The following is a 26,873-nucleotide window of genomic DNA, read 5'->3' on the forward strand; positions in this document are numbered from 1 at the left end:
GGCGGGCGGCCTCTTCCGTGCGGGGACCGATCAGTCGGCGGGTCGCAGGTAGAGCACGGCCAGCGGGGGCAGGACCAGCTCGGCGGAAGCCGGGCGGCCGGCCCACGGCTCCTCGCGAGCCTCGACCGCTCCGAAGTTCCCGACTCCGCTGCCGCCGTAGATCTCGGCGTCCGTGTTGACGAGCTCCTCCCAGCGGCCGGCCGTGGGCAGGCTCACGCGGTAGCCGTGCACGGGCGAGCCCGAGAAGTTGGCGATGACGGCGATCGGGCGACCCTCGCTGTCCTTGCGCAGGAACGAGACGACGTTGGCCGCCGCCGCGCCGCCGTCGATCCACTCGAAGCCCGACTGCTCGTGGTCGAGCTCCCAGAGCGACGGCGAGTCGCGGTACACGCGGTTCAGCTGACCGACGAGGCTCCAGAGACCGCGGTGGCTCGGCTGATCGAGGATCCACCAGTCCAGACCCCGCTCCTCGCTCCACTCGGAGTACTGGCCGAACTCCTGGCCCATGAAGAGCAGCTGCTTGCCGGGGTGGGCCCACATGAAGGCGAGGTAGGCGCGCACGTTCGCGAGCTGCTGCCAGTGGTCGCCCGGCATCTTCTGGATCAGCGAGCCCTTGCCGTGCACGACCTCGTCGTGGCTGATCGGCAGGACGAACTTCTCGCTGAAGGCGTAGACGAACGAGAAGGTGATCTCGCCCAGGTGGTACTGGCGCCAGAGCGGGTCGTTCGCCATGTAGTCGAGCGAGTCGTGCATCCAGCCCATGTTCCACTTGAGCCCGAAGCCGAGGCCGCCGGAGCTGGTGGGCTGGGTGACGCCGGGCCAGCTCGTCGACTCCTCGGCGATCATCATGATGCCGGGGTGCAGCTTGTAGGCCGTGGCGTTGACCTCCTGGAGGAAGCTGATCGCCTCGAGGTGCTCGCGTCCGCCGTACTGGTTCGGCAGCCACTCGCCCTCCTTGCGGGAGTAGTCGAGGTAGAGCATCGAGGCGACGGCGTCCACCCGCAGGGCGTCGACGTGGAACTCCTCGAGCCAGAACAGGGCGTTCGCGACGAGGAAGTTGCGCACCTGGGTGTGCCCGAAGTCGAAGACGTAGGTGCCCCAGTCCATCTGCTCGCCGCGGCGCCAGTCCGGGTGCTCGTAGAGCGGCTCGCCGTCGAAGCGGGCGAGGGCGAAGTCGTCCTTGGGGAAGTGCCCGGGCACCCAGTCGACGATGACGCCGATGCCGGCCTGGTGCAGACGGTCGATCAGGTACTTGAGGTCGTCGGCCGTGCCGAAGCGGCTCGAGGCGGCGTAGTAGCCGGTGACCTGGTAGCCCCAGGAGCCGCCGAACGGGTGCTCGGCGAGCGGCATGAACTCCACGTGCGTGAAGCCGAGCTCGGTGACGTACTCGATCAGCGGGTCCGCGAGGTCGCGGTAGCCCAGTCCCGGACGCCAGGAGCCGAGGTGCATCTCGTAGACGCTGAGCGGCTGCGTGTGCGGATCGACCGAGGCTCGCTTCTCCATCCAGCCGGAGTCGCCCCACTGGTGGTGCGAGACGGGGACCTTCGAGGCGGTCGCAGGCGGCACCTCCGTGGCGCGGGCCATCGGGTCGGCCTTGCGGACCCAGTGGCCGTCGCGCGAGAGCAGGTCGAACTTGTAGGAGGCTCCGGGCTCGACGCCCGGGACGAAGATCTCCCAGACCCCGGTCGTCCCGAGGTTGCGGAGGGAGTGGCCCTCGCCGTTCCAGTCGTTGAAGTCGCCGACGACCCGAGCGGCCTGGGCGTGCGGGGCCCAGACGGCGAAGCTCGTGCCCCAGACCCCCTCGTGCTCGCGGTGGCGGGCACCGAGCGCCTCCCAGAGGCGCTCGTGGCGGCCCTCGCCGATGAGGTAGAGGTCGAAGTCGCCGACCGTCTTCGAGAAGCGGTAGGGGTCCTCCGCGGTCCATTCGCCACCGCCGCCGTAGCGGGCCTCGACGGTGTACGCCTGCGGACCGAGGACGTGGAAGCCCTGCCAGATCCCGTCGCTGAGGTGGCTGAGCTCGACGCGGGCGCCGGTGGCGAGCACCACGGCGACCTTCTCGGCGAGCGGGCGGCGCACGCGGACGACCGTCACCGGGTCGGAGACGCCGGGGGCCGCGACGAGGTGCTGGCCCAGGACGTCGTGGGGGAGCGCGTTGCTGCCGGTGGCGAGCTGCTGCAGCACCCACTCCGGGATGTCGGGCAGCGCGATCGCAGCGGTGCCGTCGACGGGGCCCGAAGCGGATGCGGGGTCCGCGGTCGTCTCGGCGGGGCCGGCGGTCGTCTCGAAGGGCGCGGCGCTGTCGGCTGCGACCGAATCGGCGGCGTCCGTGTCGTCGGGCAGGTCGCCCTCGGCCCCGCTGCCGACCGGAGCGGACTCCGCGTCGTCGGCGTCGGGCTCGACGGTCACGGCGTCGTCGGCCGCGACCGGCTGAGGCGCCTCCGGGACCGTCTCGACGGCGTAGCTGCGCGCGTTCTCGCCCTCCGCTCCGGGGTGCTGTCGTGCGTCGGGTGCCGCGTCGGCGACGTGCGCGCCGTGGCCGGAGGTGGTCGCCGAGCTGGTGCCCGTCGTGGGGACCGTCTCGGCGTGCGCGCCGAAGCCCGCCTCCTCGGCCGGGCTCGTGCCCTCGGGGGTGGTTCCGCTCATCGCTCGTCCGCCTTCACGCTCAGGATGTGCACGGGCTCGACGAACGAGTCGAGCCGCACGTAGTCGTCGCTGCCCCAGGTCCAGACGGCGCCGGTGATCAGGTCCTCGACCTCGAAGGTCGCGCTCCAGTCGAGCCCGATCGCGGGCAGGTCGAGGTGGACCGTGGTCTCGCGGGCCGAGTGCGGGTCGGTGTTGACGACGACGATGATCGTGTCGTCGGTCCCGGTGCCCGTGAACGCGGCCTGCAGGTGCTTGGAGTAGACGAGGATCGCGTCGTCGTCGCTGCCGTGCACGTGCAGGTTCCGCAGCTGCCCGAGCGCGGGGTGCGAGCGCCGGATCTCGTTGAGGCGCGTGATGTACGGCGCCAGCGAGCGGCCCGACTCCTCGGCGCCGGCCCAGTCGCGCGTCTTGTACTCGTACTTCTCGTTGTCGATGTTCTCCTCGGCGCCCGGGCGAGCGACGTTCTCGACCAGTTCGTAGCCGGCGTAGACCCCCCACAGCGGCGACGCGGTCGCGGCCAGGGCCGCCCGCACCTTGTACGCCGAGCGGCCGCCGTACTGGAGGTACTCGGTGAGGATGTCCGGAGTGTTCACGAAGAGGTTCGGCCGCATGTAGTCGGCCGTCTCGTGGGAGATGCTCGTGAAGAACTCGCCGAGCTCCTCCTTGGTGTTGCGCCAGGTGAAGTACGAGTACGACTGCTGGAAGCCGACCTTGCCGAGTGCGCGCATGATCGCGGGACGGGTGAACGCCTCCGCGAGGAAGACGACCTCGGGGTGCTCGGCGTTGACCTCGTGGATGATCCACTCCCAGAAGTCGAGCGGCTTCGTGTGGGGGTTGTCGACGCGGAAGATCCGTACGCCCAGATCGATCCAGTGCCGCAGGACCCGCAGCGACTCCTGACGGATGCCCTCGGGGTCGTTGTCGAAGTTGATCGGGTAGATGTCCTGGTACTTCTTCGGCGGGTTCTCGGCGTAGGCGATCGAGCCGTCGGGGAGCGTCGTGAACCACTCGGGGTGGCTGGTGACCCAGGGATGATCGGGCGAGGCCTGCAGGGCGAAGTCGAGGGCGAGCTCGAGGCCCGCGGCCTCGACCGCGGCGTGGAAGGCGCGGAAGTCGTCCTCGGTGCCGAGGTCCGGGTGGATCGCGTCGTGGCCGCCCTCGGCCGAGCCGATCGCCCACGGCGAGCCGGGGTCGTTCTCGCCGGCGTCGAGCGTGTTGTTCGGGCCCTTGCGGAAGGAGCGGCCGATGGGGTGGATCGGCGGCAGGTAGAGCACGTCGAAGCCCATCGCGGCCACCGCGGGAAGGCGGTCGATCGCGGTGCGGAAGGATCCGCTGGTCACGGTCCCGTCCTCGTGGCGCACGGCGCCCTCGGAGCGGGGGAAGAACTCGTACCAGGCGCCGACGCCGGCGCGGGTGCGCTCGACGTGGACGGTGCGCGGCTCCGAGACGCTGGTGAGGCTCATCACCGGGCGGGCGTCGAGCGCGCCGTGGACGGCGGGATCGGTCGCCGCGGCGAGGCGCTCCTCGGCGCTCAGCGTGGTGTCGCCGACTCGGGCGGCGGTGTCGAAGAGCAGGCTGCGCTCGCCCTCGGGCCGCGAGGAGTCGTCGGCGCCGCGGCGCAGCAGGCCCTCGCCGATGGCGAAGGTGACGTCGATGTCCAGGCCGGCCGGGATCTTGACCTCGGCCGTGTGGAGCCAGGTCGCCCAGTCGTCGGCGTAGGCGCGGATGCGGTAGCTCCAGTCGCCCTCCTCGTCGAGGGCCACGAGACGGCCGTAGCGGTCGGTGCCGGTCGCGAGGAGCGACATGCGGTGCTCCGACTCGGCCCCGGACGGCGAGCTCAGCAGGAGGTCGACGCCGATGAGGTCGTGCCCCTCGCGGAAGGCCGTGGCGGCGAAGGGGACGACCTCGCCGACGAACGCCTTCGCGGGCCAGCGGTCGTCCTCGAGCCGGGGCTGCGGGTCGACGATCGGCAGGCGCTCGGCGCGGACGCGGTAGCCGCTCCCGGTCGTCGCGGGCGCCGGCGACGCATCGGGTGCGTCCGCAGTCACCGGGGCGGCCGGAGCACTGTCGGCCGCGGGGGGAGCAGGAGTCGCCTCGGGGGCGGCGGCGGGCGCCGGAGCGGCCGTCTCGGGAGGCGCCGACGCCTCCTGGGGTGCGCGTCCGCGACCCGCTCGCCGTGCGTCCTTGCCGTTCTGAGCCTTGCCGAAAGGTATCTGAGCCACGTCACGACAGTAGCGACCGGCGGCGGCTCGCACACGACGGTTGCGCCCGCGCTCGGGCCTGTGCAAACGGATCCGGGGAGCGCGTGCCGGAGCGTCGGGGCGGGTCCGCGTCCGGCCGATCCGCGGCGGCCGAGGGGTCCGCTAGGGTGACCGAGCGCGACCGCCCCGGTGCTCCGCGACCGGGCGCTCCGGGGTCCGCAGAGAGTCGAGGGGTGCCGTGAAGGCGATCCGCCGCTTCATCGTCCGCTCCGTCCTCCCGCCCGAGCTCTCGGCTCTGGGCGATCTGGCGGGCAATCTCCGCTGGGCCTGGCACGAGCCCGCCCGGCGCTTGTTCGAGCGGGTCGATCCGGAGCTGTGGCGGAGCGGGGGAGCGGACCCCACCGCTCTGCTCGGAGCGGTGAGCCCCGAGCGCCTCGCCGAGCTGGCGGGGGACCAGGGCTTCGTCGACGAGGCGTGGCGCCTCCGCGACGAGCTGGAGCGCTACCGCACCGAGCCGCGGTGGTACCAGTCGCTGCCGGAGTCCGCCCCGCGCTCGATCGCCTACTTCTCGCCGGAGTTCGGGATCGCGGCGGCGCTGCCCCAGTACTCCGGCGGACTCGGCATCCTCGCCGGCGACCACCTGAAGGCCTCCTCGGACCTGGGCGTGCCGCTCACCGGCGTGGGCCTCTTCTACCGGTCGGGCTACTTCTCGCAGAAGCTCTCCGCCGACGGCTGGCAGCTCGAGTCCTACCCCTCGCTCGATCCCGACGGGCTGCCGCTGCGCGTCGTCCGTCTCGCCGACGGCTCGCCCGCCCGCATCGTGCTGGCGCTCCCCGAGGGACGCGCGCTCTACGCCCGGGTCTGGCGCGCGGAGGTCGGCCGGGTGACCCTCCTCCTGCTCGACACCGACATCCCCGAGAACGAGGACTCGCTCCGTTCCGTCACCGACCGCCTCTACGGCGGCGGGGGCGAGCACCGCCTGCTGCAGGAGCTGCTGCTGGGCATCGGCGGGGTCCGCGCGCTCGAGCTCTGGGCCGAGGTCTCGGGCGGCGTCCTCCCGGAGGTGTTCCACACCAACGAGGGGCACGCCGGCTTCCAGGGGCTCGAGCGCATCTCCGGCCTGATCGGCGCGGGCCTGGACTTCGACCAGGCTCTCCAGGTGGTGCGGGCGAGCACGGTCTTCACGACGCACACTCCGGTGCCGGCGGGCATCGACCGCTTCGACCGCGGGATGATCGAGGAGTACTTCTCCACGGAGCTGCTCCCGGGCGTGCAGGTCGAGGACGTGCTCGCGCTGGGCGCCGAGCCGGGGGACTCCGGGACGGCGTTCAACATGGCGTACATGGGCCTGAGGCTCGCGCAGCGCTCCAACGGCGTCTCGACGCTGCACGGCGAGGTCAGCCGCTCGATGTTCTCGAGCCTCTGGCCCGGCTTCGAGACGGCGGAGGTGCCGATCGGCTCGGTGACGAACGGCGTCCACGCGGCCACCTGGACCGATCCGATCCTCCGGCGGCTCGCGGAGGAGCGGCTCGGCACCGACGACACGACGCGGGCCGACTGGGCCTCGGGTGCGCTCGGCGACACCGAGCTGTGGGCCGCGCGCCGCGCGATGCGGGAGCAGCTGGTGCGGGATGCCCGCCGCCGGGCCGCCCGCTCCTGGCGCGAGCAGAACCCGGGCGGCCTCCCGCCGGCCTGGCTCGACGAGCTGCTGGACCGGGACGTGCTCACCATCGGCTTCGCACGGCGGGTGCCGACCTACAAGCGGCTGACCCTGATGCTCCACGACCCCGAGCGTCTGCGGGCGCTGCTCACCCACCCGCAGCACCCGATCCAGATCGTCATCGCGGGCAAGTCGCACCCGGCCGACGAGGAGGGGAAGCGCCTGATCCAGCGGCTCGTCCGCTTCGCGCAGGAGCCGGACGTGCGCCGCAGGATCGTCTTCCTGCCGGACTACGACATCGCGATGGCGCAGCTGCTCTACCCGGGCACCGACGTCTGGCTCAACAACCCGCTGCGCCCGCTCGAGGCGTGCGGCACCTCCGGGATGAAGGCGGCGCTCAACGGCTCGCTCAACCTCTCGATCCTCGACGGCTGGTGGAACGAGTACTTCGACGGCGAGAACGGCTGGGCGATCCCCTCCTCCGACCGCGCGCTCGACCCGGAGGCCCGCGACACGCTCGAGGCCGAGGCGCTCTACGAGCTGCTCGAGACCGAGGTCGTGCCGCGCTACTACGAGCGCGATCACGACGGCGTACCCCGGCGGTGGGTGCGCTCGATCCGGCACACCCTCGCGACCCTCTCGCCCGAGCTCTCCGCCGAGCGGATGGTGCGCCAGTACGTCGAGGCGCTCTACTCGCCGGCCGCCGAGGCCGGGCGCGCCGTCGCCGCCGACCACTTCGAGCCGGCCAAGGAGCTGGCGACCTGGAAGCGGCGGGTCCGCGCCGGCTGGCCCGGGGTCGCGGTCGCGTCCGTCGAGTCCGGCGGGATCGACGCGGTGCCCCAGCGCGGGGACCGGCTCGCCGTGCGGGCGGGCGTGCGCCTGGGCGAGCTCTCGCCGGCGGACGTCTCGGTCGAGGTCGTGTACGGGACGACGGCCGCTGACGGCTCGCTCACCGAGGTCCGCCACCACGAGCTCGAGGTGGTCGAGGAGTCGGGTGCCGTAGTGCCGGCCGACGCGGTCGGGCGCGTGCCCTACGCCGGAGTGGTCACGCTCGACCGCAGCGGCTCCTTCGGCTACACCGTCCGCGTCGTGCCGCGGCATCCCCTCCTGGCCCGCTCCGCCGAGCTGGGACTGGCCGCCGCCGCCGGCTGACCCCGCCCGGTCCCTCTCCGCGAGATGCCGCTCCGGTGCGCCTTCCTCGGCGTCTCGCGGACCGGAGTGGGATCTCGCGGGAGGAGGACGGCGCATCGAGCGAAACGGCGCCCGGAGGAGGACGGCGGGGGAGCAGGGGTCAGCGCGCGATGTCGGCGAGGAGGGCGGCCGTCGCGGCGACGAGGTCGGCGGGGGCGAGCTCGATGTCGAAGCCCCGGCGCCCGCCCGACACGAGCACCGTGTCGTGGAGCTCGACGGTCTCGTCGATCACGGTGCGGTGCCGCGTCCTCTGCCCGAGCGGCGAGATGCCGCCGAGCACGTAGCCGGTCCGGCGCTGGGCCAGCACGGGGTCGGCCATCGCCGCCCGCCTGCCTCCGACCGCGGCCGCGAGCTCCTTCAGCCCGAGCGAGCCGGTGACGGGCACGACGCCCACCACGAGCTCGCCGTCCACATCGACCATCAGGGTCTTGAACATGCGCTCCGGCTCGACGCCGAGCGCCTCGGCCGCCTCGAGCCCGTAGCGCGTCGTGGCCGGGTCGTGCCGGTACTGGCGGGGAGTGAAGGGGACACCCGCCGCCGTCAGCGCGACGGTCGCCGGGGTCCCCGGCCCGCTCCGCGCCATCAGGCGTCCTGCTCGGCCGCCGGCCCGTGCGCGGCGAAGAGCTGCATCGAGGTGCCGGCCACGCGGATGACCTGCCCCGGCTCGAACGACTCGCCGTGCTCCAGCGGCTCCGGCTCCTCGCTGTTCCACAGGCGCGTGTAGCCGGTGACCCCTTCGCCGTCGGCGAGCACGACCGTGGTGTCCTGCTCGACGCCGTGCACCACCAGCAGGACACGGTCCGGCTCGCCCTCGACCGACGTCGAGGCCGCGAGGTACTGCAGCGTCCGGTTGGCGGCGGAGGTCCAGTCGTGCTCGCTCATCCCGCGCCCGTGGGCGTCGAACCACGTCATGGTCGTGGCGCCCGGCTCGCTCGCGTCGCCGCTGCCGTAGCGGGAGGGACGCAGCGCCGGGTGCTCGCGCCGCAGGCGCAGCAGGGTGCGCGTGTGCGCGCGGAGCGCGAGCTGCCAGTCGGCCAGGCCCTCCCAGCGCACCCAGGTCAGGTCCGAGTCCTGGCAGTAGGCGTTGTTGTTGCCGCGCTGGCTGCGCCCGGTCTCGTCGCCCGCCGTGATCATCGGCACGCCGGCCGACAGCAGCAGGGTGCCGAGGAGGTTCCGCATCGCCTTGCGCCGCGCCAGCGTGATCCGCTCGTCGGTGGTGGGGCCCTCGAAGCCGTGGTTGAAGGAGCGGTTGGTGTCGGCTCCGTCGCGGTTCGACTCGCCGTTGCCGATGTTGTGCTTGACGTTGTACGAGACGAGGTCCGCCAGCGTGAAGCCGTCGTGCGCGGTGACGAAGTTGACCGACGCGAGGGGGCCCCGCTCCGCCGAGAAGGTGTTGGAGGAGCCCGAGAGCCGGGTTGCGAAGCCGCCGATGCCGACGGGGGCCGTGCCTGCGCGGCGGGCGTAGTCGATGTCCGAGAGCCAGAAGTTGCGGGCGCGGTCGCGGTAGCGGTCGTTCCACTCCGACCACCCGGCCGGGAAGTTTCCCGTCTGCCAGCCGCCCATTCCCACGTCCCAGGGCTCGGCGATCATCTTCACGCCGGCCAGCGCCGGATCCTCGACCGCGGCCCGCAGCAGCGGGTGGTCGCTCCGGAAGTGCGCGATCTCGTCCCGGCCGAGGGTCGCGGCCAGGTCGAGCCGGAAGCCGTCGATCCCGACCTCGCCCGACCAGTAGCGCATCGAGTCCAGCGCGAGGCGCTGCGCCGCGGGCCGGCCGAAGTCGATCGTGTTCCCGCAGCCGGTGACGTCCACGTAGTGGCCCTCGGGCGTCTGGCGGTACCAGCCGGCGTCGTCGATCCCGCGCAGGCTCGACATCGGCCCGCCCGGCCCCTCCTCGGCGGTGTGGTTGTAGACCACGTCCAGGATCACCTCGAGGCCGGCCTCGTGCAGGAGCTTCACCATCCCCTTGAACTCGCGGAGCACCGCGGTCGGTCCGCCGCGCTGCGCGGTGGAGGAGGCGTACGCGGCGTGCGGGGCGAAGAAGTTCAGCGTGTTGTAGCCCCAGTAGTTGGTCAGCCCCTGCCGCAGCAGGCGCTGCTCCGACACGAACGCGTGCACGGGCAGCAGCTCGACCGCCGTCACGCCCAGATCGAGCAGCGCCGAGACCGTCGACTCGTGCGCCAGGCCGGCGTAGGTGCCGCGCAGCTCCACGGGCAGCGCCGGGTTCAGCCGGGTCAGCCCCTTCACATGCGCCTCGTAGATCACGGTGCGGTCCATCGGGGTGCCGGGCCGGGAGGAGGAGCTCCAGTCGAACGCGTCGTCCACGACGACCGAGCGCCACTCGTTCTCCGCCACCCGGTGCAGGCCCCGGGAGTACGGCTCCAGCAGGGCCCGGCGGGGGTCGAAGCGGTGCCGGGGGCCCGTCGGCCCGTCGACGCGCAGGGCGTAGCGGCGGCCGGGGGCCAGCAGATCGGAGCGCGCGGACCAGACCGCGGCGTCGTCGCGCGCCAGCGGGACCGTGCGGGTCACCCAGGTCGGATCCTTCTCGTCGTACAGCAGCAGATCGACGGCGCTCGCGCTCTGGGACCAGACCCGCAGCTCACCGCCCTGATCGTCCACGGTCACGCCGAGCCGGGCCAGGGGATCGTGAGAGGTCATGCGACTTACAGTAGTGACGGGCACCGGCTCCCTCCGTGCCCCCGACGCGGGACGAAGGGCTGCTGTGATCTACCTCGACCACGCTGCGACCACCCCGCTGCGCGCCTCGGCGCTCGCCGCGTTCGCGGAGGCGTCCGCCCACGCCGGCAATCCCTCCTCCGTCCACGGCTCCGGCCAGGAGGCGCGCCGCCGGCTGGAGGACGCCCGGTCGGCGCTCGCCGGGGTGCTCGGCTGCGAGCCGATCGAGGTGATCCTCACCGCCGGCGGCACCGAGGCGGTCAACCTCGGGATCAAGGGCCTCTACTGGCAGCGCCGGAGCGAGGACCCGGCTCGCGTCCGGGTCCTGGTCGCCGAGGGGGAGCACCACGCGACGCTCGACTCGGCCGCCTGGCTCGCCGAGCACGAGGGCGCCGTCCTCGAGTGGCTGCCTCTCGACGACGAGGGCACCCTGCGGCCGGAGGCGCTCGCCGCGGCGCTGGAGGAGGACCCCGGCTCGGTCGCCCTGGTCACGGTGCTCTGGGTCAACAACGAGATCGGGACGATCAACCCGATCGCCGAGCTGGCGGCGGTGTGCGCCCGCGCCGGCGTCCCCCTCCACGTCGACGCGGTCGCCGCCCTCGGGCACGTGCCGCTGCGGATCGCCGAGATCCGCCGCGCCTCCGGCTCCGGGCGCGGCGCGGGACTGGCCGCCGTCAGCGTCTCGGGTCACAAGGTCGGCGGGCCGATCGCGACCGGTGCGCTCGTGCTAGCCCGCGACGCCCGCGTGGTCCCGGTGCTCCACGGAGGCGGACAGCAGCGGGGCGTCCGCTCCGGCACTCAGGACGTGCCGGGCGCCGCGGCCTTCGCCGCCGCCGCGGTCGAGGCGGACGCCGAGTTGTCGGCGGAGGCGCGGCGCCTGACAGCCCTGCGGGACCGGCTCGTCGCGGGCGTCCTCGCCGCCGTGCCGGGGGCGACCCTGACCGGGCCCGCCCTCGACTCCGGACGCCGGGTCGCCAACAACGCGCACCTCGCCTTCCCCGGTGCGCAGGGCGACTCCCTCCTCTTCCTCCTCGACACCGCGGGCGTCTCCGTCTCGACCGGGTCCGCCTGCACGGCGGGGATCCCGGAGCCCTCGCACGTGGTCCTCGCGCTCGGCCGGAGCGAGGACGAGGCCCGCGGGGTGCTCCGGATGACGCTCGGCCACACCTCGACCGACGCGGACGTCGACGCCCTCCTGGCCGCGCTGCCCGGCGCCTACGCCCGCGCCGCCCGAGCCGGACTCTCGAACCGCGCGGTGCTGCCCGCCTGAACCCCTGCCGGACGCGCCCGCGGGAAACGTAGACTCGCACGGTGAAGGTTCTGGCGGCGATGAGCGGTGGAGTGGACTCGGCGGTGGCCGCGGCCCGCGCGGTGGAGGCGGGGCACGACGTGGTGGGCGTGCACCTCGCCCTGAGCAGGATGCCCGGCACGCTGCGCACCGGCAGCCGGGGGTGCTGCACGATCGAGGACTCGATGGACGCGCAGCGCGCCGCGAACGTCCTCGGCATCCCGTACTACGTGTGGGACTTCTCCGAGCGGTTCAAGCTGGACGTCGTCGACGACTTCGTCGCCGAGTACTCGGCGGGCCGCACCCCGAACCCCTGCATGCGCTGCAACGAGCGGATCAAGTTCGCCGCCCTGCTCGAGAAGGCTCTCGACCTCGGCTTCGACGCCGTCTGCACCGGCCACTACGCCTCCCTCCGCACCGCCGCCGACGGCTCCCCGGAGCTCCACCGCGCGAGCGACGAGGCGAAGGACCAGTCCTACGTCCTCGGCGTGCTGACTGAGCAGCAGCTGCGGCACTCGATGTTCCCGCTCGGCTCCACGCCGTCCAAGGCGATCGTGCGCGCGGAGGCGGCCGAGCGGGGACTCAGCGTCGCGAGCAAGCCCGACAGCTACGACATCTGCTTCATCCCCGACGGCGACACCCGCGGCTGGCTCGCCGAGCGCGTCGCCCCCGAGACCGGAGCGGTCGTCGATCGTGACGGCGCGGTGGTCGGCTCCCACGAGGGCGCTCACGGGTACACGGTGGGCCAGCGCCGGGGCCTGCACCTCGGTGTCCCCGCGCCCGACGGACGGCCCCGCTTCGTCCTGGAGGTGCGGCCGGTGAGCAACGAGGTCGTCGTCGGTCCGCGCGAAGCGCTGCGCATCGGCGAGATCGCCGGCGAGCGGTTCACCTGGGCGGGCGCCGCTCCCGAGGACGCGGACGCGCCCTTCCGCTGCGACGTCCAGATCCGCGCGCACGCCGACCCGGTCCCCGCCTCCGCGATGGTGTCGCACGTCGATGGCAGGGTGGAGCTCGTGATCACTCCGGACTCGCCGCTCGACGGCGTCGCCCCCGGCCAGACGGCCGTCGTCTACCTCGGCACCCGCGTGCTGGGCCAGTGCACGATCGACCGCACGGTCGCGGCCGACGCCGCGGTGCTCCGATGAGCGCCGTCGAGCCCGCCGCCCGCGTCGAGGAGCTGCGGGCGCGGATCCGGTCGGCGAGCGACGACTACTACGCGGCCGACTCCTCGCCGCTGTCCGACGCCGAGTACGACGCCCTGGTGCGCGAGCTCGCCGCGCTCGAGGCCGAGCACCCCGAGCTCGCCGCCGAGGACTCGCCGACGCGGACCGTCGGCGGGGTCGTCGGAGCGGGCCTCGCCCCGATCGACCACGCCGAGCGGATGCTCTCCCTCGACAACGTGTTCTCGGCCGAGGAGCTGCGCGAGTGGTGCGAGAAGACGGTGGCCTCGGCCGACCGCCCCGTCGCCTGGCTCACGGAGCTCAAGATCGACGGGCTCGCGATCTCCCTCCACTACGAGAACGGCCTCCTCGTCACGGCGGCGACCCGCGGCGACGGCCGCACCGGCGAGGACGTCACCGTCAACGCCCTCCGCGTCGCGGGCATCCCCGAGCACCTCTCCGGTGAGGGCCACCCGGCACTCGTCGAGGTCCGCGGCGAGGTCTTCATCCCCGTGGCCGCCTTCGCCGAGCTGAACGCCCTCCAGGAGACGCTGCGCGACGAGGCGGTCGAGGAGGCGCGGACCCGCTGGTCGACCCGCCCGGCCGCCACCCGCGGCGTCTTCGAGGAGGAGAAGGCGCGCACGAGCGCGTTGCGGCGCTTCCCGACCTTCGCCAACCCGCGGAACGCGGCGAGCGGCGGCCTCCGCCAGCAGCTCGACAAGAAGTCGGGTCTCGACCTGCGCGCCGGCGAGGCGCGCGTCGGCTCCCTCGCGCTCTACGTGCACGGCATCGGCGCCTGGCCGGACCCGCCGGTCGCGACCCAGTCCGAGGTCTACGGGCTCCTCTCCTCCTGGGGACTGCCGGTGAGCGGCCACAACCGCGTCTCGGCCTCGGTGGAGGAGGTGCTCGCCTTCGTCGAGCGCTACGGCCGCGAGCGGCACTCGGTCGAGCACGAGATCGACGGCGTGGTCGTCAAGGTGGACGAGCTCGAGCTGCACGACGAGCTCGGCGCCACCAGCCGGGCGCCGCGCTGGGCGATCGCCTACAAGTACCCGCCCGAGGAGGTGCACACGAAGCTCCTCGACATCGTGGTGAGCGTCGGGCGGACCGGCCGCGCGACGCCGTTCGCCCAGATGACCAAGGTGAAGGTCGCGGGGTCCGAGGTGCGCCAGGCCACGCTGCACAATGCCGACGTGGTCAAGGCCAAGGGCGTGCTCATCGGCGACACGGTCGTGCTGCGGAAGGCCGGGGACGTCATCCCCGAGGTGCTCGGCCCGGTGGTGGAGCTCCGCGACGGCTCCGAGCGCGAGTTCGTGATGCCGACGCAGTGCCCCGAGTGCGGCACCACGCTCGCTCCGGCCAAGGAGGGCGACGTCGACCTGCGCTGCCCCAACGCGGAGTCCTGCCCCGCGCAGGTCCGCGGGCGCGTCGAGCACATCGGCAGCCGCGGCGCGCTCGACATCGAGGCGCTCGGCGAGGTCAGCGCCGCCGCCCTGACCCAGCCCCTGGTGCCCGCCGAGCCGCCGCTGCGGACCGAGGCCGGCCTGTTCGAGCTCACGGTGGCCGATCTCTTCCCGATCGAGGTCGTCGTCCGCGACTCCGAGACGGGTCTGCAGAAGCTCGACGCGAAGGGCGATCCGAAGGTCGTCACGCCCTTCAAGCGCAAGCGGCAGCTCGCCAAGGACGGCGCCTTCGACCCGGAGGCGGGAGCCTTCGCGGGGGACGCCGCCTCCGTGCCCTCCACCAACGCCCTCCGGCTGATCGAGAACATCGAGCGGGCGAAGACCAAGGAGCTGTGGCGCCTGCTGGTCTCGCTCAGCATCCGGCACGTCGGCCCGGTCGCCGCGCGCGCGCTGGCGGGCTACTTCGGCTCGCTCGACGCGATCCGCGGGGCGAGCCGCGACGAGCTCGCCGCGGTCGACGGGGTGGGCGGGATCATCGCCGACGCCCTGATCGCCTGGTTCGAGGTCGACTGGCACGTCGAGATCGTCGACCGCTGGGCCGCGGCCGGAGTGCGCTTCGCCACGCCCGGCCACCCCGGTCCCGGTGCCGCGGACGCCGCCGGCGGGGTGCTCGCGGGTCTCACGGTCGTGGCGACCGGCAGCCTGGAGGGGTACTCCCGCGAGGGGGCGCAGGAGGCCATCCTCGCGGCCGGCGGCAAGGCCGGCTCGAGCGTCTCCAAGAAGACCGACTACGTCGCCGCCGGTCCCGGCGCCGGCAGCAAGCTCGGCAAGGCCGAGGCCCTGGGGCTCCGGATCATCACCGCGGCCGAGTTCCACCTCCTGGTGACGGAGGGACCGGACGCGATCGCGCTGCCGGAGGAGGCGTCCGCCGACGCTCCGGAGGAGGCCTCCGCCGGCCCGGACGGGGACGTCGCCGGCGCATCGCGCTCCGACGCCTCGCCGGAGGACGACGCCGTGCCGGAGACCGACGCCGTCCCGGACGCGGCCGCCCCGAGCACGGAGGAGCCGACCGGGCCCGATGCCTGACGCGGGCGGCGGGGAGCGGCGTGCGTTCCTGCGCCGCTCCCTCGCCGACGCAGCGTCGCTCGCGCTCGACGCCGCGGCTCGGCCCACCACCGCCGAGCGTCGGACCGCCGAGGTGCTCGGGCGGATCGACCACGTGGTCGTGCTCTCCTTCGCCGGCCGCAGCCGCGACCAGGTCCTCGGCGCGCTCGACGACACGGACGGCCCGGTGTTCACCGGCGGCACGGACGCCGTGATGACCGCGCCCGGCCCGGACGATCCTCCGGGCGCGCGCTTCGCCCCCGAGATGCTGCCGGTGCACGCGCTCCTCGCCACGGCCTTCGCCCGGGCCGACCACTGGCGCGCCGACGGCCGCGATCCGCTGCCGGCGGCCCTGCGCGCGGCCCGGGAGACCGGCACCGGCTGGGCTCTCGCGGTCGACGAGCGGCAGGGCGTCTCGACCACGCTCCTCGCCGATCCGGAGTGGCCCCACCGCGACCCGGGCGCCGCCGGCTCCCGCGGCGGGCGCCTCCTTCCCATCGACGCGCTGGCCGCCGAGGCCGCAGCCGGCACCCTGCCTCCGCTCGTCCTGGTCGAGCCGCGGTCCCTCGTCGATCCGGCCGACTTCGCCGACGCCGCAGCCGCCGGCACCGATCGATCCGCTGATGCGCGCCTCGCGGAGCAGCTGCTGCACGTCGTGTTCGACGCCGTCCGCGACGGGGAGCGGGCGGGGCGGCGGATGCTGCTCCTCGCCACCGCGCGGGGGAGCGCAGGGCGGCCCGGCACGGTGCCGGCGCTCGTGCTCGCCTCGGCCGTCCCCTCGGGTGCACGGATCGGCGTGCCGCTCGGTCCGGAGACTCCCGCGCAGCTCGTCCGCGCCCGGGCGGGCGTGCGCCGAGCGCTCGTCGATCCGCAGGTCCGAGAGCTGGCCGCACTCCTCAGCGGTCCCGACCGCCCCCTCGCGCGCTGGCCCCGCACGGCGCCGGCTTTCGCGCCGCCCGCGCCGGTCGGGCGGCGCCTCCGCGACGCGGCCCGCCGCGCGCACGTCGACCCCGAGCCGGAGGCCGGACTGCTCGCCCGCGTTCGAGCCGCCGTCCCGGGCGCGTCGCTACACTCCGAGCAGGCGCAGGCGGCGCAGGAGAGGCGGCGGAGATGATCAGCGAGCGGACTCCCTCGGAGCACGACGACGGAGCTCCCCGCTCCCGCTCGCGCCGCCGCTTCCTGGCCGGCACCGCCGCCGCCGGAGTCGGAGCCGGAGCCCTCGCCGGCGGCGCGATCGGCGCGGCCGTCGCCTCCGGCCCCCGCCGCGAGGAGGAGCCGCGACTGCCCGCCCGCACGGAGCCGGGATTCGACCACGTCGTCGTGATCATGTTCGAGAACCGCTCCTTCGACAACGTCCTCGGCCGCCTCTACGGACCGGACGATCTGCCCGCGGGCGAGAGCTTCGAGGGCCTCCTCCCCGACGAGCGGACGAACACCAGCGCCGGGGGACTGACCGTCGGCACGCACGTCTACGAGGGCGCCACCGACTCCGTGATGCGCCAGCCCGACCCGGACCCGGGCGAGGAGTACCCGCACGTCAACACCCAGCTCTTCGGCACGGTGGATCCGCCCGAGAACGCCGGCCGCACCGTCGGCGCCATGACCGCGCCCTTCAACGCGCCTGCCGACGCCTCCGCCCCGACGATGAGCGGCTTCCTCGAGGACTACGTCCAGCACCTGAGGGTGATGAAGAAGGGGCAGGAGCCCACTGCGGAGGAGGCGCGGACGATCATGGGCGGCTTCTCACCGGAGATGCTGCCCGTCTTCTCCACCCTCGCCCGCGAGTTCGCCGTCTTCGACCAGTGGTTCTGCGCCGTCCCCTCCCAGACCTTCTGCAACCGGTCCTTCCTGCACGCGTCGACCTCGCACGGCTTCGTCACCAACAAGCAGGGCGGCGGCTACGAGAAGTGGCTCGCGGACGACCTGGCCGACGCGCCGACGGTGTTCAACCGCCTCGAGGAGGCGGGGAGGACCTGGCGCGTCTACTTCGACGCGCTGCAGGTGGTCTCCTACACCGGGTTCCTGCACGCGCCGGTGCTCGAGAAGTACTGGAAGACCCACTTCTCGACGATGGACCGCTTCTACGCCGACGTGGAGAACGGCGAGCTGCCCGACTACGCCTTCCTCGAGCCGCGGCTCGTCTTCGACCACAACGACATGCACCCGCCGACCGGCGTCCTGCACGAGGACGAGGTCGACGGCACGCCCGTCTACGACAGCGCGCTGTCCGACGTCCGCGCCGGCGAGCTGCTGCTGCACCAGGTGTACTCGGCGATCCGGGAGAGCGCGAGCACGACCGGCTCGAACGCGGTGAACACGCTCCTGCTGGCGACCTTCGACGAGCACGGCGGCCTCTACGACCACGTCCCCCCGCCGTCGGCGACTCCGCCGGGCGACGGCCGCGAGGGCGAGATGGGCTTCGCCTTCGACCGGCTCGGCTGCCGCGTGCCGACGATCGCCGTCTCGGCGTACACGAGGGCCGGCACGATCGTGCACGACGAGCTGCACCACGGCGCCGTGATCCGGACCCTCAGCGCCCTGCACGGCCTCGAGCCGCTGACCGCTCGCGACGCCTCCGCCCCCGACCTCTTCGGGGTGCTGACCCTCGACGAGCCGCGGCAGATCGGCGACTGGCCGACCACGGTGCCGCAGTACCTGCCCCCGAACCCCGAGGCGGCGCCCGCGCATCCGGCGCACGTGAACCGCGACAAGCCGCTGAGCCCGCCCGCCGTCGGCCTGATGGGCCTGCTGCTGGCCCGGTACGGCGAGCCCGGCGAGGACCTGCCGACCACCTACGAGGGGGCGTACAACGCACTCCTGAAGCACGGCGCCAGCCTCTTCGGCGGCTCCTGACGGGCGGGCGGCACGGGCGGAGGCGGTGCGGGCGCGCCGAGTAGACTGGCGGCCGGAAATCCCCCCGAACCACCAGACGGAGACGCATGTCCGAGATCACGGCCGACACGGTCGCCCATCTGGCCCAGCTGGCCAGGATCGACCTCACTTCCGACGAGATCGGGAGCCTCACCAGGGAGCTCGGCCAGATCGTCGACTCCGTGCGCGCGGTCCAGGCCGTCGCCACGCCCGACGTGCCGGCGACCAGCCACCCGATCCCGCTCGAGAACGTCTTCCGGCCCGACGTGGTCGGCGAGACCCTCACGCTCGAGCAGGCGCTCTCCGGCGCGCCCGAGCACGACGGCAGCCGCTTCCAGGTCTCCGCGATCCTGGGGGAGGAGCAGTGAGCGCGCACGGCGACGAGCTCGTCCGCCTCAGCGCGTCCGCCCTCTCCGAGAAGCTGGCCGACGGCTCGGTCTCCTCGGTCGAGGCCACCCGCGCCCACCTCGAGCGCATCGACGCGGTCGACGGAGCGGTCCACGCCTTCCTCCACGTCGCGCGCGAGGGCGCGGTCGCGTCCGCCGAGGCGATCGACCGCCGGCGGGCTGACGGCGAGTCGCTGCACCCCCTCGCCGGGGTGCCTCTCGCGGTCAAGGACGTCATCGTCACGAACGACATGCCGACCACGAGCGGCTCCCGCATCCTCGAGGGCTGGCGCCCGCCCTACGACGCGACCGTCATGCGCAAGGTGCGCGAGGCCGGGCTGGTCCCGATCGGCAAGACCAACATGGACGAGTTCGCGATGGGCTCGACCACCGAGCGCAGCGCCTACGGCCCCACCCACAACCCGTGGGACCTCGACCGCATCCCCGGCGGCTCCGGCGGCGGGTCCGCCGCGGCCGTCGCGAGCTACGAGGCGCCCCTGGCCCTCGGCTCCGACACCGGGGGATCGATCCGTCAGCCCGCGCACGTGACCGGCACCGTCGGCGTGAAGCCGACCTACGGCGGCGTGTCCCGCTACGGAGCGATCGCGCTCGCCTCGAGCCTCGACCAGATCGGGCCCGTCTCCCGGACGGTCCTCGACTCCGCGCTGCTGCACGACGTCATCGCGGGCCACGACCCGCGCGACTCGACGTCGCTGCGCGACTCCTGGCCCTCCTTCGCCGACGCGGTGCGCCGCGCCGACGTGACGGGCCTCCGGATCGGCGTGGTCAAGGAGCTCGACGGCGGCGAGGGCTTCCAGTCCGGCGTGCTGGCGCGCTTCCACGAGGCGCTCGAGATCCTTCAGGGCGCCGGAGCCGAGGTCGTCGAGGTGAGCCTCCCGAGCGTCGAGCACGCGGTCGCCGCCTACTACCTGATCCTCCCCGCGGAGGCCTCCAGCAACCTCGCCAAGTTCGACTCGGTCCGGTTCGGCCTCCGGGTCACGCCGGAGGGCGGCGGCACGGTCGAGCAGGTCATGTCCGCGACCCGCGAGCAGGGCTTCGGCCCCGAGGTCAAGCGCCGGATCATCCTCGGCACCTACGCCCTCTCGGCCGGCTACTACGACGCCTACTACGGCAGCGCGCAGAAGGTCCGGACCCTGGTGCAGCGGGACTTCGACGCGGCCTTCGCGGACGTCGACGTGATCGCCTCGCCGACGGCACCGACGACCGCCTACCGCCTCGGCGAGAAGCTCGACGACCCGCTGGCGATGTACCGCGGCGACGTCGCGACCATCCCGGCGAACCTGGCCGGCATCCCCGGCATCTCCGTCCCCGCCGGCCTCGCCGACGAGGACGGGCTGCCCGTCGGCATCCAGTTCCTCGCTCCCGCCCGGGAGGACGTGCGCCTCTACACCGTGGGCGCCGCGCTCGAGGCGCTGCTCGAGGAGAAGTGGGGCCGCCCGCTCCTCGCGCAGGCCCCCGATCTGACCCACTCCGTGCTCTCCGCGACCGAGGAAGGTGCCGTCTGATGGCCTCCGCGCACACGTCCGCTCCCGAGCTGATGGACTACGACGAGGTCTTCGAGACCTTCGAGCCGGTGCTCGGCTTCGAGGTGCACGTCGAGCTCAACACGAAGACCAAGATGTTCTCGGACGCGCCGAACGAGTTCGGGTCCGAGCCCAACACGAACGTGACCCCGGTCGACCTCGGCCTCCCGGGCTCGCTGCCGGTCGTGAACGAGCAGGCCGTCCGCTACTCGATCAGCCTCGGCCTCGCCCTGGGCTGCTCGATCGCCCCGTCCAGCCGCTTCGCGCGCAAGAACTACTTCTACCCGGACCTGGCGAAGAACTACCAGATCTCGCAGTTCGACGAGCCGATCGCCTTCGAGGGCTCGGTCGAGATCGAGCTGGCCGACGGCTCGCTCGTGCAGATCCCGATCGAGCGCGCGCACATGGAGGAGGACGCCGGCAAGCTCACGCACGTCGGTGGCGCCACCGGCCGCATCCAGGGCGCCGAGTACTCGCTCGTGGACTACAACCGCGCGGGGGTCCCGCTCGTCGAGATCGTCACGAAGCCGATCTACGGCGCGGGGAAGAGCGCGCCCGAGTACGCGAAGGCCTACGTCGCGACGATCCGCGACATCGTGCTGGCGCTCGGCATCTCGGACGCCAAGATGGAGCGCGGCAACCTGCGCTGCGACGCGAACGTCTCGCTCCGCCCGATCGGCCAGGAGAAGCTCGGCACCCGCACCGAGACCAAGAACGTCAACTCGCTCCGCTCGGTCGAGCGCGCCGTCCGCTACGAGATCCAGCGCCAGGCGGCGATCCTCGCCGCGGGCGGCACGATCACGCAGGAGACGCGCCACTGGCACGAGGACACCGGCCGCACCTCCGCGGGCCGGCCCAAGAGCGACGCCGACGACTACCGCTACTTCCCGGAGCCCGACCTGCTCCCGGTCGTGCCGAGCCCCGAGCTGATCGAGGAGCTGCGCGCCGCGCTCCCCGAGAAGCCCGCCGACCGCCGTCGCCGCCTCAAGCAGGAGTGGGGCTTCACCGACCTCGAGTTCCAGGACGTCGCCAACAGCGGCCTGCTGGTCGAGATCACCGAGACCGTCTCCGCGGGAGCCGCTCCGCAGGCGGCCCGCAAGTGGTGGACCGGGGAGATCGCGCGCGTCGCGAACGCGGCGGGCGAGGACCCGGCGTCCCTGGTCACCCCGGCCCAGGTCGCCGAGCTCGCCGGTCTGATCGAGAGCGGCACGCTGACCGACCGCCTCGCCCGCGAGGTCCTCCAGGGCGTCATCGCCGGGGAGGGCACCCCGCAGGAGGTCGTCGACGCCCGTGGACTCGCGGTCGTCTCGGACGACGGAGCGCTCATCGAGGCGATCGACGCGGCACTGGCCTCGCAGCCCGACGTGCTCGCGAAGATCCGCGACGGCAAGGTGCAGGCCGCCGGTGCCGTGATCGGTGCCGTGATGAAGGCCATGAAGGGGCAGGCCGACGCCGCCCGCGTCCGCGAGCTCGTCCTGGAGCGCGCGGCCGGCTGAGCCGCTGCGCGGGGAGGTGCGGTCATGAGCGGTGGAACCGGCGACACGCCCCTTCCCGCGCGGCTCGAGCTGCCGGCGGGCGCCCTCCTGCGTCCTCTCGTCTCGAGCGACGCGGACCTCCTGCACGCGGTGATCGGCGAGCAGCGACCGTGGCTCGCGGCTCTCCTCCGCGGGGACGATCCGGCCGCCCTGCCGTCGGCGTCCCTCGGCGACGACGTACGCGGTCTCCTGCGCCTCGAGGAGGAGTCGCGTGCGGGCAGAGCGCACGCGTTCCTGCTCGTCGGCCCGGACCGCACCGAGGCGCTGGGCGCTCTGAGCGTCCGGCCCGGCGGCGGCGACTCCGCCGAGGCCTCCTGGTGGGTCGTCCCCGCCGTCCGGGGCTCGCGGCTCGAGGAGGAGCTCGACGCCTACGCGCGCCGCTGGCTCCAGCAGCACTGGCCCTTCGCCACGGTCACCACGCCCGACAACCACCCCGACGATCCCGCCTCCCTGGCCGGGGCGAACATCGTGGCGCTCGTGCCCGCCGCGCCGGAGCGCACCGCCCTCCCCGACACCGACGCCGCCTCGGCGGCGCTCCTCTGGGCGGAGTACCGCTCCGCACATCCGGGAGTCGACGAGGCGCTCCCGCCGGTCGAGGCGTTCGGCGACAGCACGGCGATGGCGGACGAGCTGCTGGGCCTCGTGCGGCGCGGAGTGAAGACGGCCACGGCGTCCCTCGCCGAGGAGGGGGCACCCGTCGCGGGCGACCACTGGATCGTCTGCGACGGCGCGGGAGCGGCGCGTGTCGTCCTCGTGACGGACGAGGTTCGGACCGGTCCGCTCGACTCCGTCGACGACGCGTTCGCCTGGGCCGAGGGCGAGGGGGACCGCACGCGCGCCTCCTGGCTCGACGGCCACCGGCGCTACTTCGCCCGCGTCTCACCGGGCGGACCCGGCGACGTGGTCTTCGAGCGCTTCCACGTGGTCTGGCCGGAGGCCGACGCCGAGCGCGCCGCCGCCTTCGCCCGCTCGGTCGGAGCGTTCCGGCCCGAGGAGCTCGACGGGACTCCCGCGCAGACCTAGGGGGTTTCCCGGATGCCCCGCTCAGGCGCCCTGCGCCAGAGTGGAGTCATGGCTACTCTCGTGCGCCCCCGTCGGGGCAGGATCATCGCCGGCGTCTGTGCCGGTCTCGCCCGCCGATTCGGCTGGAGCCCCTTCGTGGTGCGTCTCCTGTTCGTGCTCTCGTGCCTCCTCCCGGGGCCGCAGATCATCGCCTACCTCGTGATGTGGGTGGTCATCCCGAAGCAGAAGTGACCGAGGCCCCCGCTCCGAGCAGCCTCTGAGAGAACGCTCAGCACCCGGAGCGGTGGGAGGCCTACGGTGGCGGTGTGCGTCCGTCGGGCGCCGAGGAGGAGATCATGGGATTCCTGGACCGACTGCTGGGCCGCGACGAGCAGCCCGAGAGCGCACGCCGCTCGACGTACGCGCCGCCGCAGGCCGCGGACCGCAGGCCCGAGTACGGCTCCCCTCCGGCGACGTCTCCGCGCACCGACGATGAGCGTGCCATCGAGCGCTACCGCTACCTCCTCCGCACCGCGCCGCCCGAGGCGATCGAGCAGGTGCACCGCGAGGCCTTCGAGCAGCTGACCCCGGAGCAGCGCCAGCAGGTCTTCCGAGAGCTCAGCGAGGGGGCCCCCGTCGGCGACGCGCCGAAGGACGACGACCCCCGCACGCTCGCCCAGTCCGCCACGCGGAGCGAGCTGCGCCAGCCCGGATTCATGGAGCGGCGCTTCTCCGGCGGCGGAGGCATGGGCTTCGGCGGCGTCCTCGCCTCCTCGATGCTCGGCACGATCGCCGGGTTCGCGATCGGCTCGGCCATCGCGGGCGCGTTCCTCCCCGATGCGGGAGGCGACTACGCCGGCGGTGACGGCGGGGGAGACGCCTCGGCCGACGGCGGAGCGGATGCGGGAGGTGCGGACGCCTCCGGTGCGGACGCCGGAGACGGCGGCGGCTGGGGCGACTCCGGCGGCGGCGACTTCGGTGGCGGAGGCGACTTCGGCGGGGGCGGCGACTTCGGAGGCGGCGACTTCGGCTTCTAGCCTCGTTGCAGAGGGCCCCCGATCACGGACAGTGGTCGGGGGCCCTCGCTCGTTCCGGGCTAGTCCTCGTCGATCAGCATCGCCTTCACCTGGCGGCGGAGGACCTTGCCGATCATGCTCCGCGGCAGCTCGTCGACGACGGTGATCCGCTTGGGCACCTTGTAGGGCGTCAGCGCCTCCCGGACGGCCTTGCGGGCGGCTGCGACGTCGAGCTGCGCGCCCGGCTCCAGGACGACCGCCGCCGCCACGGACTCGCCGCTGCGCGGATCGGGCAGGCCGACCACCGCCACCTCCTTGATCTCGGGCAGGCGGAGCAGCACCTCCTCCACCTCGGACGGCGAGACGTTGAAGCCGCCCGTGATCACGAGCTCCTTGATCCGGTCGACGATGCGCACGAAGCCGTCCTCGTCGATCGTCGCGATGTCGCCGGTGCGGAACCAGCCGTCGCCGGTGAAGGTCGCCGCCGTCTCGTCGGGCTTGCGGTGGTAGCCCCGGAACACCTGCGGACCTCGCACGACCAGCTCGCCCTGCTCGCCGGTCGCCACCTCCGTGTCGGGATCCTCGGGGTCGACGATCCGCACGTCCGTGCCGGGCAGCGGGAGCCCGACCGTCCCGGCGCGTCGCGTCGGACCGACCGGATTGGCCATCAGGACCGGAGAGGTCTCCGAGAGGCCGTAGCCCTCGACGAGCGTGCCTCCGGTCAGCGCCTCGAACGACTCGACCAGCGCCGGGTCGAGCGGCATCGCACCCGAGATGGCGATCTCGATGCCGCGGAGGGAGACGCCCCGCTGCTGCGCGCTGCGCGCCAGGCGCTCCGCGATCGGCGGAACGGCCGGGAGGAAGGTGGCGGGGTGCTTCTTGACGACCTTCAGCACCAGCTCCGGGTCGAACTTCGGGAACAGCACCAGGCGCGCGCCCATGCTCATCGCGAAGGTGAGGCAGAGCGTCAGCCCGTAGGCGTGGAACATGGGGAGCACCGCGTAGACCACGCAGTCGCCGCGGCGGATCGTCGGCACCCAGGCGCGCGACTGGGCGGCGTTCGCCGTCAGGTTCGCGTGGGTCAGCTCGGCGCCCTTGGGCGTGCCGGTCGTGCCGCTCGTGTACTGGATGACCGCGAGGTCCTCCGCGACCGGGCGCGGGTGCGCCGGGTCGATCCGCCGGCGCAGCAGCGTCTCCCACTCGATCGCGCCGCGGACCGGCCCGGTCAGCGCGGCGCGCGACTCCCGGGCCTTCTTCAGCGGCAGGCGGAGGGCTGCGCGCATCGAGGCGGGCATCGCGCGGGTGAGGTCGACGGCGACGACTGTCTCGACGCCGAGGTCGGCCGGGAGGTCCTGCACCGTCGGCACGACGCGGTTCCAGGCGATCGCGACACGAGCACCGTGGTCCTCGAACTGGTGGCGCAGCTCGCGCGGGGTGTAGAGCGGGTTGTGCTCGACCACCACGGCGCCGAGCCGGAGGACGGCGTAGAAGGCGACGACGTGCTGCGGGCAGTTCGGGAGGACGAGGGCGACAGGATCGCCCGCGCGGACGCCCAGGCGGCGGAGGCCCTCGGCGGCCCGCTCCACCTCGTCGGCGAGCTGGGAGTAGCTGGTCGAACGGCCGAAGAACTCGAGCGCGACCTGGTGGGGATAGCGCTCGGCCGACTCGGTGACGATGTCGACGAGCGAGCCGGTCGGGAGCTCGAGCTCCGTCGGCACGCCGGGCGCGTAGCTGCGGATCCAGGGGCGGGGCGGGTGGGTGCTCACCCGCCCCACTCTAGGAGGAGGTGCCGGGGCTCAGGCTCCCTGAGCCACCGCGTCCTCGATCGGGGTGGGACCGGAGACGATCTCCCACGTCTTCGCGATGGAGGTCGGCTGCGCCAGGGCGGCGATCACCGTGGCGGCGACGTCCGCTCGGGGGATGCTCCCCTTCTCGACGGAGGTGCCGAGCGTGATCGTGCCGGTGCCCTCGTCGTCCGTCAGCCCGCCCGGACGGAGGATCGTGTAGTCGAGGCCGGAGTCGCGCAGTGCCGCGTCGGCGTCGCGCTTGGCCTCGACGTAGGCCTTCCAGCCCTCCTCCGTGTCCTCGGGGAGCGGCTCGTCCACACCGATCGCGCTGACCTGCACGAAGTGCTGGACCCCGACGATCGCGGCGGCCTTCTGGCTGAGGACGGACGCCCCCAGGTCGACGGTGCGCTTGCGCTCCGGGCCCGAGTCGGGTCCGGCTCCGGCGGTGAAGACCATGCCGTCGACGTGGCCCAGCGCCTCGGCGAAGGCCTCGGGCGTCGTGTCCTCGAGGTCGTGCACGAGCGGCTCGCCGCCCAGCCGGACGATGTCCTCGGCGTGATCGGGGTTGCGGATCACTCCGACCGACTCGTGGCCGGCGTCGTAGAGCAGGTGCAGGATCTGCTGCCCCACCTTGCCGTGGGCTCCGATGACGGCGATGCGTGTCATGGACGTTCCTTTCCTCGTCGGGGCGGGTCGCCCCGTGTTCGTGGTCCCCTCCATCCTGCCGCGGCGTCCCTGGACGCCCCCAGGCCTTGACGGCGTCCGGGCGCCGGGCCGTCAGGCGGCGAGGCTGTCGTCGCGTCCGGTGATGGCGAGCAGGCGGCTCTGGAGGGAGGCGGCGTCGTCGACCGGCACGGGCGCGGCGTAGAGGCCGCTCGCGCGCAGGGTCTCCTCCTGGGGTGCGAAGAGCTCCCAGACCGCTGCGACGAGCTCCTCGTCCAGCCGCTCGTCGCTGCCGGTCGCGCGGGCGAGGTCCCACGCGTGGACGGTCACATCGGCCGTCTGCTCCTGCAGCAGCTCGACGGCGCTGACGGTGTCGCGCCCCAGCTGCACGGTCGCCGCCGGGTCGACGGTGCGGACAGCGACGCGCAGGCGGTCGGTCACGCGGCGCCACTCGCTCCTCAGATCGGTGGCGACGGACTCGAGTCGCAGCGCCGACTCGTCGCCGCCCGAGAGGAGCGTGTGCGCGCGCTGCTGCTCGCGGACGACGTGCAGCACGAGCGCGCGCGTGTCCCACTCGGTGTCGGGCGTGGGGGCCGACCAGTCCTCGACGGCGCTCAGCCGGAGCTCGAAGGCGCGGTGGGCGCGGTCCTGCAGATCGAGCCAGCGGCTCATCTCGGCGCCGGGGCCGGTCTCGGTGGCGGTGGGGGAGTCGGGCTGCTCGTGCGTCATGGTCTCTCCGGAGCGTC

At 73.5% G+C, this 26,873-nt stretch carries 19 protein-coding genes; 12 read left to right on the plus strand and 7 right to left on the minus strand.

Annotation, left to right across the window (positions count from 1 at the left end):
* Nucleotides 1-30 precede the first annotated feature (30 nt).
* Together glgB and C5C69_RS04105 are read right to left on the minus strand one after the other, a co-directional pair.
* Nucleotides 31-2,643 (minus strand): 1,4-alpha-glucan branching protein GlgB, encoded by a 2,613-nt coding sequence (gene glgB, locus C5C69_RS04100; protein ID WP_104232505.1) that lies wholly within the window; start codon nt 2,641-2,643, stop codon nt 31-33.
* Nucleotides 2,640-4,610 carry an alpha-1,4-glucan--maltose-1-phosphate maltosyltransferase gene (locus C5C69_RS04105; RefSeq protein ID WP_308471107.1) on the minus strand — a complete coding sequence of 657 codons (1,971 nt, stop codon included), beginning with the start codon at nt 4,608-4,610 and terminating at the stop codon, nt 2,640-2,642. The genes glgB and C5C69_RS04105 overlap by 4 nt, the downstream gene beginning before the upstream one ends.
* A gap of 472 nt (nt 4,611-5,082) precedes the next feature.
* On the opposite strand from C5C69_RS04105, the gene glgP reads away from it, so the two are divergent.
* On the plus strand, nt 5,083-7,656 hold the full coding sequence (gene glgP, locus C5C69_RS04110) for an alpha-glucan family phosphorylase (RefSeq protein ID WP_104232507.1): 2,574 nt from the start codon (nt 5,083-5,085) through the stop codon (nt 7,654-7,656).
* 139 nt (nt 7,657-7,795) lie between these two features.
* On the opposite strand, the gene ybaK is transcribed toward glgP, so the two are convergent.
* Nucleotides 7,796-8,278, minus strand: a complete 483-nt coding sequence (ybaK, locus tag C5C69_RS04115) for a Cys-tRNA(Pro) deacylase (RefSeq protein WP_104232508.1) — start codon at nt 8,276-8,278, stop codon at nt 7,796-7,798.
* Nucleotides 8,278-10,350: a glycogen debranching protein GlgX gene (gene glgX, locus C5C69_RS04120; protein ID WP_104232509.1), complete on the minus strand. Its 2,073-nt coding sequence runs from the start codon at nt 10,348-10,350 to the stop codon at nt 8,278-8,280. Before glgX ends, ybaK begins: the two co-directional genes overlap by 1 nt.
* Before the next feature lie 64 nt (nt 10,351-10,414).
* Between glgX and C5C69_RS04125 the strand changes: the two genes are divergently transcribed.
* From C5C69_RS04125 to C5C69_RS04175, 11 genes are all read left to right on the plus strand, one after another.
* Nucleotides 10,415-11,638 carry a cysteine desulfurase family protein gene (locus C5C69_RS04125; protein WP_308471105.1) on the plus strand — a complete coding sequence of 408 codons (1,224 nt, stop codon included), beginning with the start codon at nt 10,415-10,417 and terminating at the stop codon, nt 11,636-11,638.
* Nucleotides 11,639-11,679: 41 nt separating this feature from the next.
* Nucleotides 11,680-12,801, plus strand: coding sequence for a tRNA 2-thiouridine(34) synthase MnmA (gene mnmA / locus C5C69_RS04130; protein WP_181065512.1), 1,122 nt, complete (start codon nt 11,680-11,682; stop codon nt 12,799-12,801).
* Nucleotides 12,798-15,305 carry an NAD-dependent DNA ligase LigA gene (ligA, locus tag C5C69_RS04135; protein ID WP_146083589.1) on the plus strand — a complete coding sequence of 836 codons (2,508 nt, stop codon included), beginning with the start codon at nt 12,798-12,800 and terminating at the stop codon, nt 15,303-15,305. Before mnmA ends, ligA begins: the two co-directional genes overlap by 4 nt.
* Nucleotides 15,298-16,437, plus strand: coding sequence for a hypothetical protein (locus C5C69_RS04140; protein ID WP_104232512.1), 1,140 nt, complete (start codon nt 15,298-15,300; stop codon nt 16,435-16,437). The genes ligA and C5C69_RS04140 overlap by 8 nt, the downstream gene beginning before the upstream one ends.
* Nucleotides 16,434-18,176, plus strand: coding sequence for an alkaline phosphatase family protein (locus C5C69_RS04145; RefSeq protein ID WP_104257368.1), 1,743 nt, complete (start codon nt 16,434-16,436; stop codon nt 18,174-18,176). Before C5C69_RS04140 ends, C5C69_RS04145 begins: the two co-directional genes overlap by 4 nt.
* 86 nt (nt 18,177-18,262) lie before the next feature.
* Nucleotides 18,263-18,562 (plus strand): Asp-tRNA(Asn)/Glu-tRNA(Gln) amidotransferase subunit GatC, encoded by a 300-nt coding sequence (gene gatC / locus C5C69_RS04150; RefSeq protein WP_104223877.1) that lies wholly within the window; start codon nt 18,263-18,265, stop codon nt 18,560-18,562.
* Nucleotides 18,559-20,106 (plus strand): Asp-tRNA(Asn)/Glu-tRNA(Gln) amidotransferase subunit GatA, encoded by a 1,548-nt coding sequence (gene gatA, locus C5C69_RS04155; protein ID WP_104232514.1) that lies wholly within the window; start codon nt 18,559-18,561, stop codon nt 20,104-20,106. Before gatC ends, gatA begins: the two co-directional genes overlap by 4 nt.
* Nucleotides 20,106-21,620: an Asp-tRNA(Asn)/Glu-tRNA(Gln) amidotransferase subunit GatB gene (gene gatB / locus C5C69_RS04160; protein ID WP_104232515.1), complete on the plus strand. Its 1,515-nt coding sequence runs from the start codon at nt 20,106-20,108 to the stop codon at nt 21,618-21,620. The genes gatA and gatB overlap by 1 nt, the downstream gene beginning before the upstream one ends.
* A 24-nt stretch (nt 21,621-21,644) precedes the next feature.
* Nucleotides 21,645-22,682: an ASCH domain-containing protein gene (locus C5C69_RS16875; RefSeq protein WP_104232516.1), complete on the plus strand. Its 1,038-nt coding sequence runs from the start codon at nt 21,645-21,647 to the stop codon at nt 22,680-22,682.
* Between the two features lie 48 nt (nt 22,683-22,730).
* Nucleotides 22,731-22,913, plus strand: coding sequence for a PspC domain-containing protein (locus C5C69_RS04170; RefSeq protein WP_104223873.1), 183 nt, complete (start codon nt 22,731-22,733; stop codon nt 22,911-22,913).
* A gap of 104 nt (nt 22,914-23,017) precedes the next feature.
* Nucleotides 23,018-23,698, plus strand: a complete 681-nt coding sequence (locus C5C69_RS04175; RefSeq protein ID WP_104232676.1) for a hypothetical protein — start codon at nt 23,018-23,020, stop codon at nt 23,696-23,698.
* Between the two features lie 59 nt (nt 23,699-23,757).
* Here the strand turns inward: C5C69_RS04175 and C5C69_RS04180 are convergent, their stop codons facing one another.
* From C5C69_RS04180 to C5C69_RS04190, 3 genes are all read right to left on the minus strand, one after another.
* Nucleotides 23,758-25,443, minus strand: a complete 1,686-nt coding sequence (locus tag C5C69_RS04180; protein WP_104232517.1) for a long-chain-fatty-acid--CoA ligase — start codon at nt 25,441-25,443, stop codon at nt 23,758-23,760.
* A 30-nt stretch (nt 25,444-25,473) separates the two neighbouring features.
* A complete protein-coding gene (locus C5C69_RS04185; RefSeq protein WP_104223727.1) occupies nt 25,474-26,130 on the minus strand; it encodes an SDR family oxidoreductase in 657 nt (218 codons plus the stop codon).
* A 111-nt stretch (nt 26,131-26,241) separates the two neighbouring features.
* Nucleotides 26,242-26,856 (minus strand): TIGR03086 family metal-binding protein, encoded by a 615-nt coding sequence (locus tag C5C69_RS04190; protein ID WP_258065262.1) that lies wholly within the window; start codon nt 26,854-26,856, stop codon nt 26,242-26,244.
* Nucleotides 26,857-26,873 lie beyond the last annotated feature (17 nt).

This window comes from Rathayibacter sp. AY1C7, from assembly GCF_002931865.1.
Lineage (GTDB): Bacteria > Actinomycetota > Actinomycetes > Actinomycetales > Microbacteriaceae > Rathayibacter.

Coding starts and splice junctions, on each gene's coding strand:
- glgB (WP_104232505.1), bottom strand. CDS start 2,643: ATGAGCGGAACCACCCCCGAGGGCACGAGCCCGGCCGAGGAGGCGGGC.
- ybaK (WP_104232508.1), bottom strand. CDS start 8,278: ATGGCGCGGAGCGGGCCGGGGACCCCGGCGACCGTCGCGCTGACGGCG.
- glgX (WP_104232509.1), bottom strand. CDS start 10,350: ATGACCTCTCACGATCCCCTGGCCCGGCTCGGCGTGACCGTGGACGAT.
- ligA (WP_146083589.1), top strand. CDS start 12,798: ATGAGCGCCGTCGAGCCCGCCGCCCGCGTCGAGGAGCTGCGGGCGCGG.
- C5C69_RS04140 (WP_104232512.1), top strand. CDS start 15,298: ATGCCTGACGCGGGCGGCGGGGAGCGGCGTGCGTTCCTGCGCCGCTCC.
- C5C69_RS04145 (WP_104257368.1), top strand. CDS start 16,434: ATGATCAGCGAGCGGACTCCCTCGGAGCACGACGACGGAGCTCCCCGC.
- gatC (WP_104223877.1), top strand. CDS start 18,263: ATGTCCGAGATCACGGCCGACACGGTCGCCCATCTGGCCCAGCTGGCC.
- gatB (WP_104232515.1), top strand. CDS start 20,106: ATGGCCTCCGCGCACACGTCCGCTCCCGAGCTGATGGACTACGACGAG.
- C5C69_RS16875 (WP_104232516.1), top strand. CDS start 21,645: ATGAGCGGTGGAACCGGCGACACGCCCCTTCCCGCGCGGCTCGAGCTG.
- C5C69_RS04170 (WP_104223873.1), top strand. CDS start 22,731: ATGGCTACTCTCGTGCGCCCCCGTCGGGGCAGGATCATCGCCGGCGTC.
- C5C69_RS04175 (WP_104232676.1), top strand. CDS start 23,018: ATGGGATTCCTGGACCGACTGCTGGGCCGCGACGAGCAGCCCGAGAGC.
- C5C69_RS04185 (WP_104223727.1), bottom strand. CDS start 26,130: ATGACACGCATCGCCGTCATCGGAGCCCACGGCAAGGTGGGGCAGCAG.
- C5C69_RS04190 (WP_258065262.1), bottom strand. CDS start 26,856: ATGACGCACGAGCAGCCCGACTCCCCCACCGCCACCGAGACCGGCCCC.